Here is a 15,985-nt window from a genome sequence, read left to right on the forward strand (position 1 = left end):
TTGAAATATATATAAATCCATTCCACTTTCGATGAAGTATGCTGTTGTATGTAGTATCAAAAACTCATATCAATGTATCAAAGTGATTTTAAGAAGGCTATTGCAGGTAAGACCAAGATCAAATTGACCTTTTTTTCAAAAGAGGATGGGGCAACGTTGTGCAGGTTATGCGCGCCTATGGATTTTGGACCAAGCAGAAGAGCAACCAATAAAGATAATCGGTATCATCTATGGGATTATGAAAGCGATAAACAAAATCATGTTCTTTCATTACTCCCAGATCAAATCGTAGCAATGGAATTCATGGAAACTAGTTTTGATCCTTCAGAATTTGTTACCTGGACACCTAATTGGTTTTTTGTGAGAGATTGGGGAGTCTATAGTTAAAATCAATTTAATTCCTTCTGTGGTGGTTTAGGGGATGTTATTCCCCCGACTGAATGTGATTTGGCAGTAAGAACGTATAAAAAATAAATGGTATTTTCGGGAAACTATGTTTCACCGCTTTCCACCCATATCCGTTCCTGCTGCCGACACCTCTTTCCTTACCGGTAACGGCGAAATCTTTGCCAAGCTGAAGCAGGAATCTGTTGCCGGTAAACGTACCGTTTTTGTGACTGAGCACTCCCTCATCTTTGTGACGAAGGGAGTGAAACTGCTGCATCTGCCGGAAACCACGGTAGAAGCCGGCCCGGATACCGTCGTATTGCTGAAGAAAGGGATTTACGTGATGGCGGAATACATCGAGGAGGGGCTGGACTTCGAAGCCCTGATGCTGTTCCTGCCGGTGAAACTGTTGAAAAGTATGGCCACCGAGCCGTTTTTTCAACACAGCAAATCACCTTCCACAGCACCCTATGCCGTGTTTGAAGGGAATGAGCTGGTACAGGCATTTAAAGCTCACCTGCGCCTGTATTTCGACAAGCCGGTGGTGTATACCAGCCAGCTGCTGGCCCTGAAACAAAGGGAGATATTATTACTGCTGATGAACGGCGAGCACCGGCGCGAGGTGGCGGATTTTATCACCGCAGCACTCAGCACCGGGCCGGAAGACCTGGACGAGGTGATGCGAAACTATCTATTGCAGCCGGTAACCCTCGAAGACCTGGCCAGCCTGACGAACCGCAGCCTGGCTTCTTTTAAGCGCGACTTCCAGCGTTTGTACCACATGCCGCCCCGGCAGTGGATCAATGAACAAAGGCTGCAGCATGCCCGCCTGCTGCTGGACAATACGCGGTTGCCGGTAGGGGAGATCGCCACCCAATGCGGCTATGACAATCCTTCCCATTTTATCCGCATCTTCAAAAAGAAGTTCGGCCATACCCCGCAGGCTATCCGAGCCGAAATGACGATGGATTGAGCCGTCCGGACTATCCGGTTGCCCGCCGTCGGGATAATTTTGTGTTATAAAATCATAATAGCATGAAAATAGTACTGATTGGCGGCCATGGTACCATCGGAAAAACAGTAGCTGCGGCACTCTCCTCCAGACACGAAGTGATCATCGCAGGCCGCAACAGCGGCGATATTCAGGTGGATATCACTTCCGAAACCTCCATTGAAGACATGTTTAAGGCACTGAAATCGGTAGATGCCTGCATCTGCACCGCAGGAACCGGTTACTACGGCGACTTTGGCACGATGCGCGGGCAACATATGACGGCCGGCATCCAGGGTAAATTAATGGGACAGGTAAACCTCGTGCTGATAGGGAAAGATTATCTCACCGAAGGCGGTTCTTTTACCCTGACATCGGGCGTGGCGGCGGAGCAGCCGGCAAAAAACGGCACCTGCGTGGCGATGATCAACGGAGCGGTCAACAGTTTTGTGCTGGGCGCGTCCCAGGAGCTGAAAAGAGACCAGCGTATCAATGCCGTAAGCCCCGGTCTGGTGGAAGACAGTGGGGTACGCTACGGGGCCTTGTTTCCCGGGTATAACCTGGTACCGATGCATAAGGTGGCGAACGCCTACCTGCTGAGTGTGGAAGGAGCCGTGAATGGCCGGATTATTAAGGTGTATGAGTAGGGGAATAGAGCTCCATGACAGATACACATCTGAAAGTAATGCCGTTCCTTTCTTCTGTATGTGATTCATGGTAATGGCCATAGTACCACGAATGGCATCCCGCAGCGGCAGCTTTATGGTATATGCGGCTCATCAGCTGCCGCTCGTTTTCAAGATCAGCAGCTAGGTCATGGCCGTTGGACAGTTCTTTCGTGATGAAGTGCTGCACCACTTCGTTGTAGGTATAAGGCCAGGCCTCCCGCGGTGCAATATGGCTGATGACGATATCCACACCAGCCTGACAGACTGCGTTTAGCAGTGTTTCATCATAGACGATTTCTTCATCCGGCCAGTACGTTTTGCCGGTCGTTCGGTTGAGCCGGTCTATGGAGATGCCGCCACCAATAAACAACACCCGCTGCTGTGCTATTTCCATCACAGTATAATCCTTTACCAGCAGTACGTGTTGCAGACCGAAGGTATGTCCCTGGTCCCAAAACCATTTGTGGTCGTGATTACCCCTGATGATCAGCAGTTGGTTGCCACTGCTGCGCATAAAGCTGTCTATTTGTGAAAGTGCTTTCAGGTCGTGGGCCACTGGCTGGAAACCAAGGCCCCAGTCGCCCACCTGGATGAAAGTGGTATTTTCCAGTTTGAATTTCCGGATCCGGGAGAGCAGTTCCGGGTAGCCGCCATGAAGGTCACCGATGATAATCATAGTGTATTATACTAATTTATGATGATATTTTCTTTGCATTTAACAATGCACACTCCCTAAAGATCCCGATAGGTCTATACTTGGCCTTGTCCCTCAAAAGGGCTAACTTTAAAAACTGCATTGGGGGTAAAACATTACTATGTCTATTAAGGGAAAAGCAAAAATGCTCGAACCACAAGGTGATTTGAGCGTTTACGAAGACTCACAGGGGTGTGAATTTTTTTCAATCATAGGAAAGAGGGCTGCTATCAATGCTATTAATGAAAATAAGGCATTGGGTTTGCCCTGGATTTATTTAAAAGACAGTTGGGTGGTGCGGGAATTTCCTGATGGTAAAGTAGAGAAGATAGTTGCGGTTGCTCCGTCATCCCTTAGAGAATTTGAGAAGGGAACAGTACTCCATATAGATCGGGAGAACTATAATTGTTAATATTCTTCCATGACCGATCTCCAATCCTTCCAGCAAGCCATCTACAAGTTCTACCCGCTCACAACGGCGGAGTGGGACGATTTTTCGTCCAAACTCATCACCAAAAAATGCCGGAAAGGGGACTTCCTTACCCGGGAAGGGCAGGTAGAGAATTTTATCTATTTTCTGCATACAGGCGCTACGCGTAATTATTTTATCAGGGATGGGAAAGAGTTTACGGTCGACTTTCAGTTTGAAGGGGATATGGTGACGGCCTACTACTCGCTGATTACGCGGGAACCGAGTACTGTTTTTATAGAGCTGCTGGAAGATGCCAGCATTGTGGCGATTCCTTTCCGCTTTTTGCAGGAGTTTTACAACAAACATCATCACGGGGAGCGGATAGGCCGGCTGATTGCGGAGTACCAGTATGCTAAACGGCTGAGAAAGGAGATGGAGCTGTTGTCGCTGACGGCAGAAGAGCGCTATGTGCAGCTGTTGGAGCGAAATCCCGCGCTGGTGCAGCAGATATCCGTGAAACACCTGTCTTCTTTTCTTGGCATCCAGCCGGAGAGCCTGAGCCGCATCAGGAAGCAGCACGCCAGAAACTAACATACATCATTTTCCGGGGAGGAAGGAAGGTGGACATTTGTACAGACAAAACACACCTTTCATGAAACCTATTATTATTCTGATATCGGTATTTACACTGGCGTTATTGGTCTCCAGACCGGTTATGGGCGACTGGCAGCTGATTCTCGCCGGTAATCTTGCGATGTGCTGCATGTTATGTTTCACCGCGTTGGGGCATTTTCTCTTCCCTAAAGGCATGGTCATGATGATACCGCGCGTTATTCCTTTCAAAAAAGCGGTGGTGTATATTACCGGTGTTGCGGAGATTGTCATGGGTATTCTGCTGTTAGCGCCCTCCCTTCGAGAGATGACCGGTTGGGTGATCATCATCTTCTTTCTACTCATTTTCCCGGCTAATATCTATGCTGCAATCAAACATGTGGACCTGGAAAAGGCAACCTATAGCGGACCGGGACCGGGTTACCTTTGGTTCAGGGTACCGGAGCAGCTGCTGTTCATTGCCTGGGTTTATTTTTTCTCCATTGCGGTTTTTTAAACGGATACGTATGTACGAAGTAGAAATTACCAATAGGGAAACCGTTGTGTTTGTGAACAGTATCCGCGCGCGTAGCTTCAAAGGTTTTTGTTGGTTATGGTGGCATGTGCCGGTCATTATCCGGTCTGTAAAGCGACATTATGGCGCTTATGAATGTATCCCGGCGCTGGTAAACCCGTTGCAGATAGTAATGGTAAGTTACTGGCTCAGTTATCGCGAACTGGGAGAGTACTATCAGAGCCCTTTTCACTGGCGTTTGATGGATTTCGTAAAAAGAAATCCCGATGCGCTGGGGATGTACTTCGAGCGTTATGCTCCTGAAAAATCCGGGAAATATATCAATGGAGAATTCGGACTGGCTAAGAATTTCAGGCGGAAATTATAGGCTACTTTTCCTTCATTTTAGCTATCTGATTCTCAAACCATTTTAAGTATTCTTCAATTTGTGAAATCAGAAAATACGGGAGGTTTAGTAAATAATATTCCTTGTTGCCAGGAGTTACAATTGTCGAAATACTTATCTCTCCGGCAAAGAAGCGGACTGCCATATTATGTGGTGCATGATCCATAAAAAGATGCAGCGATTTTAGCCTTCCTTCTGCCCCGGATTTGACTTCAATAGGAATTAGTTTCCCTTCATATACAAATAGGTAGTCGATTTCTGCCGAGGTTCCACTCTTTTCTCTGACCCAGAAATTTAATCCGTGCAACGCACTGTATTGTCTGGCTAATAACTCTTGACCGATAACGTGTTCAATCATAGTCCCTTGATATACCGTACTAAGATCCTGTGTCCCTAATATTTCCTGTTGTATGCCAACAAAATAGTTAAGCATTCCGGTGTCAAGAACATGTAATCGTGGCGATTTATGCTGATCAGGAAGCAAAGGAAGGACCGGCGCTGTTTGTGGAAATACCAGATGTATTAGTAATGCTTTTTCCAATGCACGAAGCGCTTCGCCCATTTCACGGGATTTATAATTGGAATTGCCGAATCCCTGATATTTTATGCGTTTACCAGCTTCTGCAAAACTTACCCGGATCGCATGTCGGATATATTCTATTTGAGCATTGCTATGGGCATACTTTTCTACGTCATCGAGATACGATACTAACAGCGATTCATAGGTTGTTTGAAGCGCTGACAGATCTTTGGATGCAGCGTATTGAGCAACTATCTCAGGCATGCCTCCTATTAAACAATAGGTACGGAAAAGTTTCATTAATTTATCCTCAGCGAACTTGGCGACCGGCACTTTCTTCAAATAGCTTAACACGCTGGTTTCATTCACAGCCCCTAAAAACTCCGGAAAGGACACAGGGTGTATTACAAGGTATTCCACCCGACCTACAGGAAAACTGATACCAGGATTGAATAAACTTTCCAACATTGAACCCGCGCTAATCACGGCTATATCGGGAGCCTGTTCAAAGAAATATCTTAACTGCTGCAGAGCCACTGGTGCTTCCTGAATTTCATCAATAAAAATCAGTGTCTTTCCCCGTTTCGCTAATAGTTTATTCTTAAGAAAAAATAAAGTTTCGAGCAGGGTGTCAAAATTCTCAAATTGCTCGAAAGGCCTTTTGTCTTCCGGCAACTCCAGGTTCAAATAGATGTATTGTTCAAAGGCATCCGAAAATTGATTGATAACAGTTGTTTTACCAACCTGACGGGCACCTCTGATGATCAAGGGTTTTCTATTCGGCTTCGATGCCCATTTTTCTAACTCAGATAGAATATTTCGCTGGAACATGCTACTAAATTAGGGTTATTTCTTGTTTTTGTTGTAATATTTAATAGGTTATTTTGTTTGTTTTTTGTTACAAAATATGGGTATAATTTTAAATTAATAAATAATTTATTTATAATTTATTTATTATTATTAAATAATAAATTATTTTTAATTGTGTTTATTTTTATGACGAACTATATGTTTTTAACCAGATAATAAAATACGCTATAAACACTATTTTTATCCCAAACAGTGAACACATGATAAAATGGACCTTACCATTGCTGCTCCTGCTATGCTTGCAGGCACAGGCGGCAACCACGTTAAAAGTATTGCAGTTTAATATCTGGCAGGAAGGTACCGTGGTACCGGGCGGGTTTGAAGCCATTGCCGACGAAATCATCCACACCGGCGCAGATATTATCACCTTCAGCGAAGTACGTAACTACCAACAGACCCGCTTCTGCGACCGCATCAGGGAAGCGCTGGTCAAACAGGGCCGCACTTTCTACAGCGAATACAGCTACGACTCAGGCATCCTCTCCGCTTACCCGATAACGCGGTTTGAAACCATCAGCCCGGAAAAAGACGACCATGGCTCTGTTTATAAAGCCGTCGTGCGCGTGAAGGGCACTAACATAGCCGTCTACACGGCGCACCTGGATTATCTCCATGCCGCCAACTACCTTCCCCGTGGTTATCACAGCAGCAGCTGGAAAAAACTGCCGGCGCCGGTCACCCATGTGGACAGCATACTGGCGGACAACCGCGCCTCGCAAAGAGATGAAGAAATTGAACTGTTTATGGCCGACGCCCGCCGCGAAACAGCCAAAGGCAGTATCGTGATACTGGGAGGCGACTTTAACGAACCTTCCCACCGGGACTGGACCGCCGCCACCAAAGACCTGTTTGACCACCACGGCACCATCGTTCCGTGGAACGTGACTATGGCACTGGAAAAAGAAGGCTTTACGGACGCCTACCGCCAGTTATATCCCAACCCGGTAACACATCCGGGCTTCACCTTCCCGGGAGGCAATACGGCCGTTCCCGTTAGTAAGCTGGCATGGTCGCCCGATGCGGATGACAGGGACCGTATCGATTTTGTTTTCTTCCGCCCGGATAAAAGACTGCGCCTGAAAGATGCTGCCATCGTAGGTCCCCGCGCCTCTGTAGTATATGGCGCTATCCGTGACGAGCAAACGAAAGACAAGTTTATCGTACCTCAAGGGGTATGGCCCACCGACCATAAAGCCCTGCTGGTTACCTTCGACCTGAAGTAAGATACCTGCTGACACTGATGAACAGCAGCGATAGTAAAAGAAATATGCCGGCAATGCCCACCGCATTGATCAACGCCTGCGTTATCCCTATCCGGGTCACATCAATGAACGGATAGGGGTAAAAGCCGGCAGCAGCACCCCTGACAAGGACATAGACAAAATAAACCAACGGATACAGCAGCCACGGCCAGCACTGTTTCCACTCCAGCCGCCGCCTGGCTGTGAATAATATCCAGTACAGCAGCGACATCACCGGAATGACACTGTGCAGCAACTCATCCACCGCCCGCTGTAACCCTTGTGGCTGCCAAAGCCACCGTAATACCGCATTATAGATAATCCCCACAATCAGGATATACACCGTCAGCGCCGTTTGTGTGCCTGCCCGCGAAAAAAAACGCGATGCGGGATACAGCCACAGTACGGTATTAGAGACAGCTACCAGCAGATTGGTCAGGATAGTGAAATAACTGAAGTACCGTATCGTCAGTTCCCCCGGCGATAACTTCCCGTTCAGGAGCATCAGGTAATATTGCGCTATCAGCGCGAACCATCCCAGTAGAGAAAGGATAGCAGGGTATATGCTGGACCGTTTTATTTCCATAGTATAAGTATACGGATTTTTTGGTCACAGCAGGAGACGGCCGGCGGGCGCATTTCTTTTTGAGGACAAGAGAAAGTTTTCTTTCTTTATAGGGCGATAACCCGCACGCCTATGGATTACTTCGAGACCCATGTCATGAAAAACGCGCAGGAGACAGGATATGTGGACCTGCAACGGAAAAGACTGACTGTCCTGCCGCCGGGATATGAAGCAGCTGCCCGCCTGCTGTATGTGCATGTTGATGTAAGCGGTAACCGGGAGCTGCAACATGCTACTGTCATTAGCCAGCTGGCAGCGGTGCCTCATCTGCAGGCCCTGAACATGGCGTCCTCCAATATGGAAGAACTGCCCGCCGGCATCACCCGGTTATCGGGCCTGCAATACCTCGACCTTTCCCACAACAGCCTGAAAGAGCTGCCACCGTTTGTCGCCGATCTCCGGCAACTGAAGGTTTTAAAACTGAATAATAATAAGTTGTCCGGTCTGCCACTTTTACCACGGCCATTACCGTTGCTGGAAGAACTGCATCTCAGCGGGAATGCACTGGCAGCACTGGCGGACAGTGACCTGTCGGTGTTCCCGGCCCTGAAGAAATTGTATCTCGACGGCGGCCGGTTCATCCAGCTGCCGGCATCCATCACGCACCTGTCACACCTGGAGATACTGGTACTCGACAACAATGGCTGCCTGAAAATAACGGATGCCTGTCACCTGTTAGCCAATTGTGACGCGTTAAGGCGCTTGTCTATGCAAAACTGCGACATTTCCGTCGCGCCGGCCGGCCTCACCGGGCTACGGCAAATCACTGCCCTTGACCTGAGAAGGAACATGCTTCGGTCTGTTCCCCACATGCCTCACCTCACCACTATCGAGTGCGACTGGCCGCTACCGGCCCCCTTTTATTTCAACATGATAAAAGACCGGTCCGATATAACATCGCTCCACCTGTTTAAAATATTGCCATACGAAGAAGATGGTGTCCGCACTTTGCCGGCCAATATCGGGGAACTTCAGTACCTGGACGCGATCACCTTCACCGATTTGCAACGTATACCCGTGATGGTGAACAAGCTTGCGCAACTGAAATCGCTGTCTTTTATCAACGGAGGATACGCTGCATTGCCCGCTCTATCAGGGTTACAAGCCCTGGAGCATGTCCGGATATCCGGTACCCGCTTTGCTGCATTCCCGGAATTTGTTTACCAGCTGCCAGCACTTAAAACACTGACGATAGAACGTTGTGAGGTGCGGCCGGATTATGCCCGCATCGCCCGGTTACCTGCCCTGGAAAAAATCACGACCGATGATATAACAGCTCCGGACCTGCAGCATTTCCTGCAACCCATACACGGACGGTATATTGATGTGGTCATCACCGCCGCACAACTGCCGGACGCTTATTACGATCTTCCCTGCGTGCAGGTGTTTGATCTTAACCAGTATGAAGGCATCGATGTTCATCATGCCTTGTCGATGCTGCATCGCCTGCCCAACCTGCATACGCTCATCTTCAATAAAGTGCGGCCATTGCCTGCAGCGGACTGTATCCGCTGGCTGCAGCAGTTGCCCAGGCTGAGAGACGCCACCCTTTATCTCGGTGAACAAGTGTTGCCCGCTTCGCTGGCCCGTCTGCCGCATCTGGCGCATATCCGCCTTTTTTGGAATGAACACTGTCAGGGAATACCCGAGCTGCCACCGGCAGTGGCTAACACCCGGCCTGGACAGCTGGTGCTGGAAAACCACCCGCACACGAAAGCATACCTGCACGCTTTCGAAGTGCTGGAGCGCCGGCAAATAACGGGTACGGCTACACGTGAACTGGCCTTCTGCTTGCTGGCGCGCCGGTATGATGCGCTGAAACAGCGGGTGCCCTGGCCTTTTACGGCGGAAGGGGAACTGCCGGGAGCACAGATATACATCGCCGGGGAACCGACCCTATGCACACGAAAAGAGCTGAGCGCTGCTTTACGGCAACGCGGCGCTGACATCGTAAGAGACATAGCCGCTGCCACCCATGTCTTTGTAGGGCAGCACATCAGCGCTACCGCCGTGGTACAGCTGTCCGAACACCCCGTTCAGCTGGTACTGGAAGATCACCTGAAAGCACAAACGTTAAAAGAAGACGCGCCTTTCCTGGTGGAAGAAGAAGGCCGGGAGCTGGTCAGCCAGGTAACGCGGCTGCTTAATACAGAAGATAAACTGCTACTGGCATTGCAGGTCATTCGTGGCGGCGGTGCCAACCCGGTACTGATCAGCTACCTGGCGGCATTACATCTTTTTCACCGGAATAACGATATCGCCACAGAAGCCAAAAGCCTGTTCAGAAAATTCGCCTCCGCCGGTTTGCAGCACCACATAGATGTCACGTGGAGCGAGACTTTCCGCTACAAGCGGGAAGATGAGTTTACCTCGTTATACCTGCATCCGGAACTGGATATGTTCGCCTTTCTGCTGGCTTATTTCCTGGCAAAAGGAGTGGATTGGAGAGGTAACCTCTGGCTAAAGCATATCCCCGACGATGCCGTTACAGACAGTATCCGGGACATGTTGCCGGTCAACATGGTCTCAATCGAAAGCCCCGGAAATGGCGCCATCACAAAGCTGCTGAAAAAATTACCCCTGATGCAGCTGCAGACCCTGGTCATAGAAGCGCCCATCACCGCCCTGCCACCGGAGGTTTGGAAGATGCCCACTTTGGAGAATATCACACTGCGGCTCAAAGGGAGCCCCGGATTTACGATTCCGCAACTGGAGCCTGGGCAGGTGACCTTCTCACGGCTGTCGATAGAAGGGGCGCCACTGGTACACCCCGAAGGCGTGTCAATCTTCCGGCAACTGAAAAAATGCACCCTCTCTGATTGTAGCCTGCAAAATGCAGATTTCCTCGGGCACATGACCCAACTGGAGCAACTGGATATCTCCAATAACAACCTCGCAGCTCTCCCTGCCGGATTGCAGGCGTTTGATCAGTTAGCATCCCTGTCTATTGCCGGAAACAACATCAGCGAAAAAGAGGTAGACGCGTTGCAGTTGCCCCGGCTGGATGTTGTGAACAATACATCTTACAGCAAAAAATATTAAATCCCTTACCTGAAAAAACGTTATGGAACACAGACAGATGTATGCCGATCCCGGTATTGTAGTACTCAACGATATCAAAGAAGCCAGGGACTGCCCGCATCCCAGGGTGCGCTTCGTCCTGCACGGTAAACGCCTGAAGAAAATGCCGGATATTCAGGAGGCAGCGCATATCCCGCAGGTGCAATTCGATCTCGGCTACAACGAGGCGCTGGACCATGCCTCCGCTATCACCGCCCTGGCAGCGCTGCCACAGCTCAAAGGTCTCGGCATGACCAAGACTAAAATGAGCGAACTCCCCGATAGCATTGGCCTGCTGGTCGGCCTGGAAGCCCTTGAAATAACAGGCAACCAGCTGAAGGCGCTGCCGGACAGTGTACAATCGCTAAAGGAACTGCGTATCCTCAACCTGCGGACCAACCGGTTTACCACTTTCCCTAAAAATATTGCCGGGCTGCCGAAGCTGGAAGAACTGAGTCTCCGGTTCAATGAAATCAAGACGCTGCCTAAAGAGATCGGTGCTTTGACATCCCTGCGGATACTAGACCTTTCCTCTAACAGCATCGCTGTTTTGCCTCCGGCGATAAAAGAGCTGTCGCAGTTAAAAGAATTGCACGTAAAATACAATAAGCTCACCCGGCTGCCGGAAGAGTTGGGCGAATTACAGGAACTGGAAGTGGTGGCCCTCAACGGCAATAAGGAGCTCGATTTCGATCAGGCCTTCCGGGTACTGGCGAACTGTAAAAAGCTGAAGCGCCTGCGGTTGAAGGGCTGTGGCCTTATGGCGCTGCCGGCGTCCATTACGCTGCTGGAAAACCTGGAATGCATCGATCTGTATGACAATTACTTCGAAGATGTGCCGGAGACGCTGTTACAGCTGAAGCACCTGCAGGAAATTATCACTGCCAATCCACTGCCGATGCCCTTCTTTATCAATATGGTAAAGGATAATCCGGTGTATACTTCTTTCAGTAACAGTCGTCTGTTACCATATATCGTGAATGGGAAAAAAACATTGCCCGATAGTATTATGGAGCTGCGGCTTGTAAATGCGGTGGTGCTGGATGGTATCGAAGTGCTGCCGGCATCGCTTGGGCAGATGACGTGGATACGGTCACTGGACATAGACGGAGGCGCTTTTGAGCGCTGGCCGGACCTCTCAGGATTAACACTGTTGGAAGAACTCAGCCTGCCGGATGCTCCGCTGCCTCCTCTGCCGGATTGGATATATCAAATGCCTAACCTGCGTAAACTGGCGATATGGGATTCCACGGTCACAATAGACTATGCGCGGCTTGCACAGTTGCCCCGGCTGGAAGAACTATCTGTGTCAGAGATAACAGATGCGGATATACGTCATCTGATGCAGGCGCCTTGCCTGCGTAGTCTGCATGGGCCGTTCATAGCATCCCATATGCCCGATGCCTACTTTGACCTGCCGGGTATTGACATCTTCGATTTCGACTACTACCGCGAGCTGGACCCGGATACCGTTGCACAGCAATTGAAACGGATGCCCGGACTGAAAGCGGTTCGGTTCAGCAGGACCATGGAAAAACCCTTTGACTGGTATGTTCAATACCTGAAAGGCCTGCCGGCACTCAATGAAGCCACTATCTTTGCCCCGTCGCTCCGGTTGCCGGAAACACTATTGGAACTGTCTCACCTTGACAGGCTGAACATCGACTTTCTCTACGAGGCGCTTTATGGGGTCAACCGGAATACGAAACCCGTGGTTCCTTTGGCGCTGGGGCGGGCCAAAGGAGGACAGATCGTATTGAAAGAGACAACGCAGCTCAAACCCTATTGTACTGCTTTTGAGCAGTTGGCCACCATGGACATACCGGATGGGTGCCGGAGGGAAGTGGCTTTCGGCCTGCTGGCACATCAATACGATGCTTTACATACACTGCTGCCGCATCCTTTCGATGCAGCCGGCAATATCACCGGCGCTAAGGTATATATAGCGGGAACGCCTACACTGAGCGGTAAAAAATCGCTGACAGAGCTGTTGCAGCATCGTGGCGCAACGGAGACAAAAGACCTGAAGGTAGCCACACATCTGTTCCTCGGACAGAATATACCGGTAGAGACGATGGAGCAGCTCTTTCAACAGGAATACCAATACATACTGGAAGACCAGTTCAAGGCGCAGGAAATCAAAGATGACACCCCTTTCCTGATGACGGAGGAAAACGAGGCACTAACGGAACAGATTACACGTTTGCTGGCAGACCAGCATACGAATAATATAGCGCTGATACTGGAAATGATGGAAGGTGGCGGCGCCGGTAAAGTGTTGCTGAGTTATCTCGCGGCTATTCACCTGTTTCATAAAGACGCCGGCATCCGGAAAAAATCCAGGACGTTGTTTAAAAAATACGCCTCGGCAACGTTACAGCATCATATCAAAACCAACTGGAAAGACCGGTTCAAAGACCGGTCAGAAGACGATTTCCGGCCGCTGTACCTGCATCCGGAATTAGATGCATGTGCTTTTGTGTTGGCCGCTCAAATAGCAAAAAGAGAAGAAAATCGTGGTTCCTACCGGGGAGAAAGCCTGGTACTGAGAGACATGCCAGCCAGCGATATCTCCGCTGTGCTGGCACATTTTCAGCACGTCAGTTGGTTAAACCTGGATCTGGGCGATACAACGGACTTGCCACGCCTGGTAAATTATCTGCGGGAACTTCCATTGAAAAACTTATATGTCAGCATTACCACAGATGAAATACCAGCATCCCTCTTTACCCTTCCGGTGGAATTGCATGTTGGATGCAGACACGACAGGGCGCTGACAGTGCCGGACCTGACCAGTGTAGCGGTCCGCCTTCAAACGTTCCGGATGGCATATGTGCCGTTGAAACACCCGGAAAGGCTTGTTGCCTGCAAGGAATTGACCGGTCTGGACCTGGAATTTTGTGAGATTACCGACATGGCTTTCGTTACAGAAATGAAAAACCTGGTGACCGTAGCGCTGAAAGGCAACCGCATCACCCAGGTGCCTGCGGCTTTAAATCAGCTACAGGCGCTGGAAAAGCTGCGGCTCGACTATAACCCGTTTTCACCGGATGTTTTCGATTTTTCACAGCTGAAAAAGCTAAAAGACCTCGTGCTGCCAACAGCTGCTGCTGATAACCGAATTTGATCCTTTTATCCGTAAAAAGCACCTCCAAAAGGGTCTAACCTTTTGGGGGCGCTTCCTTTTTTGTTCGGGTGCCCGATAGATAAAGTTTTCGTTCATACAATGCCAGGGGCTTCCGGATTACTTTTTACTACGGCTTCTTTTAGTTAGGGATGATACACGGTTACAGAAGTACCTTCCGGTTTGGCTGGAATTGGATATTTCCTTTATCTTCGCCGCGCAAATGTTTTTTAACCTTAAACCATTTCCTAACTAAACAGTTATTTTTTATGTTTGTTTTTACTCGCTGTAGCATTGTTTGTGCTATCTCCCTTGCGTTGGCATCTACCGCCAGCGCGCAGTTCAAGCTCAATTCAAAAACCATCGGCGCAGGTGTGAAAGCTGCAAAAGCAGTGACGCTGAGTGATGATGAAGTCATCAAATACACCAAAGAATACATCCAGTGGATGGATGAGCACAATCCTGTAGCGCCCGCGGATGACCCGCTGGCACAGCGGCTGGCCAGGCTGACGGCCAACGCCACCAGCTATCAGGGTATGAACCTGAACTTCAAAGTGTACCTGGTAAGGGACATCAACGCCTTTGCCTGTGCAGATGGCAGCGTGCGTGTATGCGCCGGCCTGATGAAAGTGATGACGGATGATGAAGTAATGGGCGTTATCGGTCACGAGATCGGTCACGTAAAAAATAAAGATTCCAAAGACGCTTTTAAAACGGCGTTGATGACTTCTGCGCTGAAAGACGGTGTGTCTTCCCAGGGCGGTGCTGCCGGCGCACTGAGCGATTCCCAGCTGGGTGATCTGGGCGAAGCGGTGGCTAATTCTGCTTACTCCCGCGGCCAGGAAAGCCAGGCAGACAACTACGGTTATGAATTTCTGAAAGCCAATAAGCTGAACCCATGGGGCATGTCCACCGCTTTTGAAAAGCTGTGGAAAGCATCTCAGGAGGCAAATAACGGTGAAAAGAAAAAGAAAGGCACCCAGTTGTTCTCTTCCCATCCTGACACGGAAAAAAGGATGGTGACCATGGCGGAGAAAGCGACGAAAGATGGTTACAAAAAACCATAATCATTTCGGGATTTACTGATTTACGATTTTTTGATTTTACGATAAAAAAAGATCGAAGCTATTTTAATTAATTGCTTCGATCTTTTTGTTTATCCATCGACGAAATAAAAAAAACGTAAATCAGGAAATCCCGAAATCATTTAGCGGGCGGCAAATTCATTGATCAGCCGCACATTATTATTGATATTGTAATCTGCGTCTATGTGTGGGGCGTATTTAAACGGAAAAGTCCGCAGGGTGATGGAAGCGGCGGCTGTTGCGTTATCCGGATTAAACACGCTGCCGGGGTCCGCAAAGAGAAGGGTATCGGCAATATCCTTCCCGCAATGTTCGCAGTGGTTGCACCAGTAGAAACCGTCTGCGCTTCTGGCCGGTCCCTGCTTGTAATACGGGTAATTGTCCCGGAAGAAATTGAACAGATGCGCGGAGATAACGGAAGTCTGCTGAAACAGGGTGAAAAAATCCAGTTCAAACCAGACTAATTCATCCCGTTCGTTCATGTCTTTTTCGTAGAAGAAATCACTGCCAATGGCGATCACCGGTGTGGACTGCTGACAATGCGGGCAGGTATGGCGCGCATGGGCAATAATCACCTCGTCTGACAGGATAATGGCGGTATCCCGGTCAGTGATCCATTTATCTACCTCCATGATATGATCATAATTGATATCCGGCAGGTACCAGGTTTGCAGGTTGGCGTCCCACAAAGCCCCTTTTGACTTGGCTTCGGTTTCTTCCGCAGCAGGAACATTCAGTAGTAATGACATAATCTTGGAATGTGGTCACTGAATTTAACAAAAAAAGACCACTCCCGC

The 15,985-nt window shown here is 49.2% G+C and carries 15 protein-coding genes; 11 read left to right on the forward strand and 4 right to left on the reverse strand.

The annotated features are described in order from the left end of the window. Positions 1 to 72 precede the first annotated feature (72 nt). From B5D63_RS00140 to B5D63_RS00150, 3 genes are all read left to right on the forward strand, one after another. Positions 73 to 387, forward strand: a complete 315-nt coding sequence (locus B5D63_RS00140; protein WP_078666767.1) for a hypothetical protein — start codon at positions 73 to 75, stop codon at positions 385 to 387. A 106-nt stretch (positions 388 to 493) separates the two neighbouring features. After that, the gene (locus tag B5D63_RS00145; RefSeq protein WP_078666768.1) at positions 494 to 1,360 is read left to right on the forward strand and encodes a helix-turn-helix transcriptional regulator; all 867 of its coding nucleotides are present in this window, start codon (positions 494 to 496) and stop codon (positions 1,358 to 1,360) included. A 62-nt stretch (positions 1,361 to 1,422) separates the two neighbouring features. Continuing rightward, positions 1,423 to 2,025: a short chain dehydrogenase gene (locus tag B5D63_RS00150; protein ID WP_078666769.1), complete on the forward strand. Its 603-nt coding sequence runs from the start codon at positions 1,423 to 1,425 to the stop codon at positions 2,023 to 2,025. Here the strand turns inward: B5D63_RS00150 and B5D63_RS00155 are convergent. After that, complete coding sequence (locus tag B5D63_RS00155; protein ID WP_078666770.1) at positions 2,009 to 2,722, reverse strand: metallophosphoesterase; 714 nt, start codon at positions 2,720 to 2,722, stop codon at positions 2,009 to 2,011. The genes B5D63_RS00150 and B5D63_RS00155 overlap by 17 nt on opposite strands. Before the next feature lie 139 nt (positions 2,723 to 2,861). Between B5D63_RS00155 and B5D63_RS00160 the strand changes: the two genes are divergently transcribed. The 4 genes from B5D63_RS00160 (at position 2,862) to B5D63_RS00175 (ending at position 4,645) form a co-directional block, all read left to right on the forward strand. Further along, the gene (locus tag B5D63_RS00160) at positions 2,862 to 3,152 is read left to right on the forward strand and encodes a hypothetical protein (RefSeq protein ID WP_078666771.1); all 291 of its coding nucleotides are present in this window, start codon (positions 2,862 to 2,864) and stop codon (positions 3,150 to 3,152) included. A gap of 9 nt (positions 3,153 to 3,161) precedes the next feature. Next, positions 3,162 to 3,743, forward strand: coding sequence for a Crp/Fnr family transcriptional regulator (locus B5D63_RS00165; protein ID WP_078666772.1), 582 nt, complete (start codon positions 3,162 to 3,164; stop codon positions 3,741 to 3,743). 61 nt (positions 3,744 to 3,804) lie between these two features. Next, the gene (locus B5D63_RS00170) at positions 3,805 to 4,260 is read left to right on the forward strand and encodes a DoxX family protein (protein ID WP_078666773.1); all 456 of its coding nucleotides are present in this window, start codon (positions 3,805 to 3,807) and stop codon (positions 4,258 to 4,260) included. 10 nt (positions 4,261 to 4,270) lie between these two features. Continuing rightward, a complete protein-coding gene (locus B5D63_RS00175) occupies positions 4,271 to 4,645 on the forward strand; it encodes a hypothetical protein (protein WP_078666774.1) in 375 nt (124 codons plus the stop codon). Between the two features lies 1 nt (position 4,646). Here the strand turns inward: B5D63_RS00175 and B5D63_RS00180 are convergent, their stop codons facing one another. Further along, the gene (locus B5D63_RS00180; RefSeq protein ID WP_078666775.1) at positions 4,647 to 6,014 is read right to left on the reverse strand and encodes an ATP-binding protein; all 1,368 of its coding nucleotides are present in this window, start codon (positions 6,012 to 6,014) and stop codon (positions 4,647 to 4,649) included. A 239-nt stretch (positions 6,015 to 6,253) separates the two neighbouring features. Here B5D63_RS00180 and B5D63_RS00185 point away from each other — a divergent pair, with 239 nt between their 5' ends. Continuing rightward, positions 6,254 to 7,276, forward strand: coding sequence for an endonuclease/exonuclease/phosphatase family protein (locus B5D63_RS00185; RefSeq protein WP_200816884.1), 1,023 nt, complete (start codon positions 6,254 to 6,256; stop codon positions 7,274 to 7,276). Here the strand turns inward: B5D63_RS00185 and B5D63_RS00190 are convergent. Next, positions 7,257 to 7,880 carry a Pr6Pr family membrane protein gene (locus B5D63_RS00190; protein WP_078666776.1) on the reverse strand — a complete coding sequence of 208 codons (624 nt, stop codon included), beginning with the start codon at positions 7,878 to 7,880 and terminating at the stop codon, positions 7,257 to 7,259. The genes B5D63_RS00185 and B5D63_RS00190 overlap by 20 nt on opposite strands. 111 nt (positions 7,881 to 7,991) lie before the next feature. Between B5D63_RS00190 and B5D63_RS00195 the strand changes: the two genes are divergently transcribed. The 3 genes from B5D63_RS00195 to B5D63_RS00205 all read left to right on the forward strand — a co-directional run bounded on the left by B5D63_RS00195 (position 7,992) and on the right by B5D63_RS00205 (position 15,170). Beyond that, complete coding sequence (locus B5D63_RS00195; RefSeq protein WP_078666777.1) at positions 7,992 to 10,961, forward strand: leucine-rich repeat domain-containing protein; 2,970 nt, start codon at positions 7,992 to 7,994, stop codon at positions 10,959 to 10,961. A gap of 22 nt (positions 10,962 to 10,983) precedes the next feature. Next, positions 10,984 to 14,106 (forward strand): leucine-rich repeat domain-containing protein, encoded by a 3,123-nt coding sequence (locus B5D63_RS00200; RefSeq protein ID WP_078666778.1) that lies wholly within the window; start codon positions 10,984 to 10,986, stop codon positions 14,104 to 14,106. A 266-nt stretch (positions 14,107 to 14,372) separates the two neighbouring features. Beyond that, positions 14,373 to 15,170, forward strand: a complete 798-nt coding sequence (locus B5D63_RS00205) for a M48 family metallopeptidase (protein ID WP_078666779.1) — start codon at positions 14,373 to 14,375, stop codon at positions 15,168 to 15,170. A gap of 140 nt (positions 15,171 to 15,310) precedes the next feature. Here B5D63_RS00205 and B5D63_RS00210 read toward each other — a convergent pair whose 3' ends face one another. Further along, on the reverse strand, positions 15,311 to 15,937 hold the full coding sequence (locus B5D63_RS00210) for a DUF5710 domain-containing protein (RefSeq protein ID WP_078666780.1): 627 nt from the start codon (positions 15,935 to 15,937) through the stop codon (positions 15,311 to 15,313). Between the last annotated feature and the right edge of the window lie 48 nt (positions 15,938 to 15,985).

This window comes from Chitinophaga eiseniae (assembly GCF_900167135.1).
Classification (GTDB): Bacteria; Bacteroidota; Bacteroidia; order Chitinophagales; family Chitinophagaceae; genus Chitinophaga; species Chitinophaga eiseniae.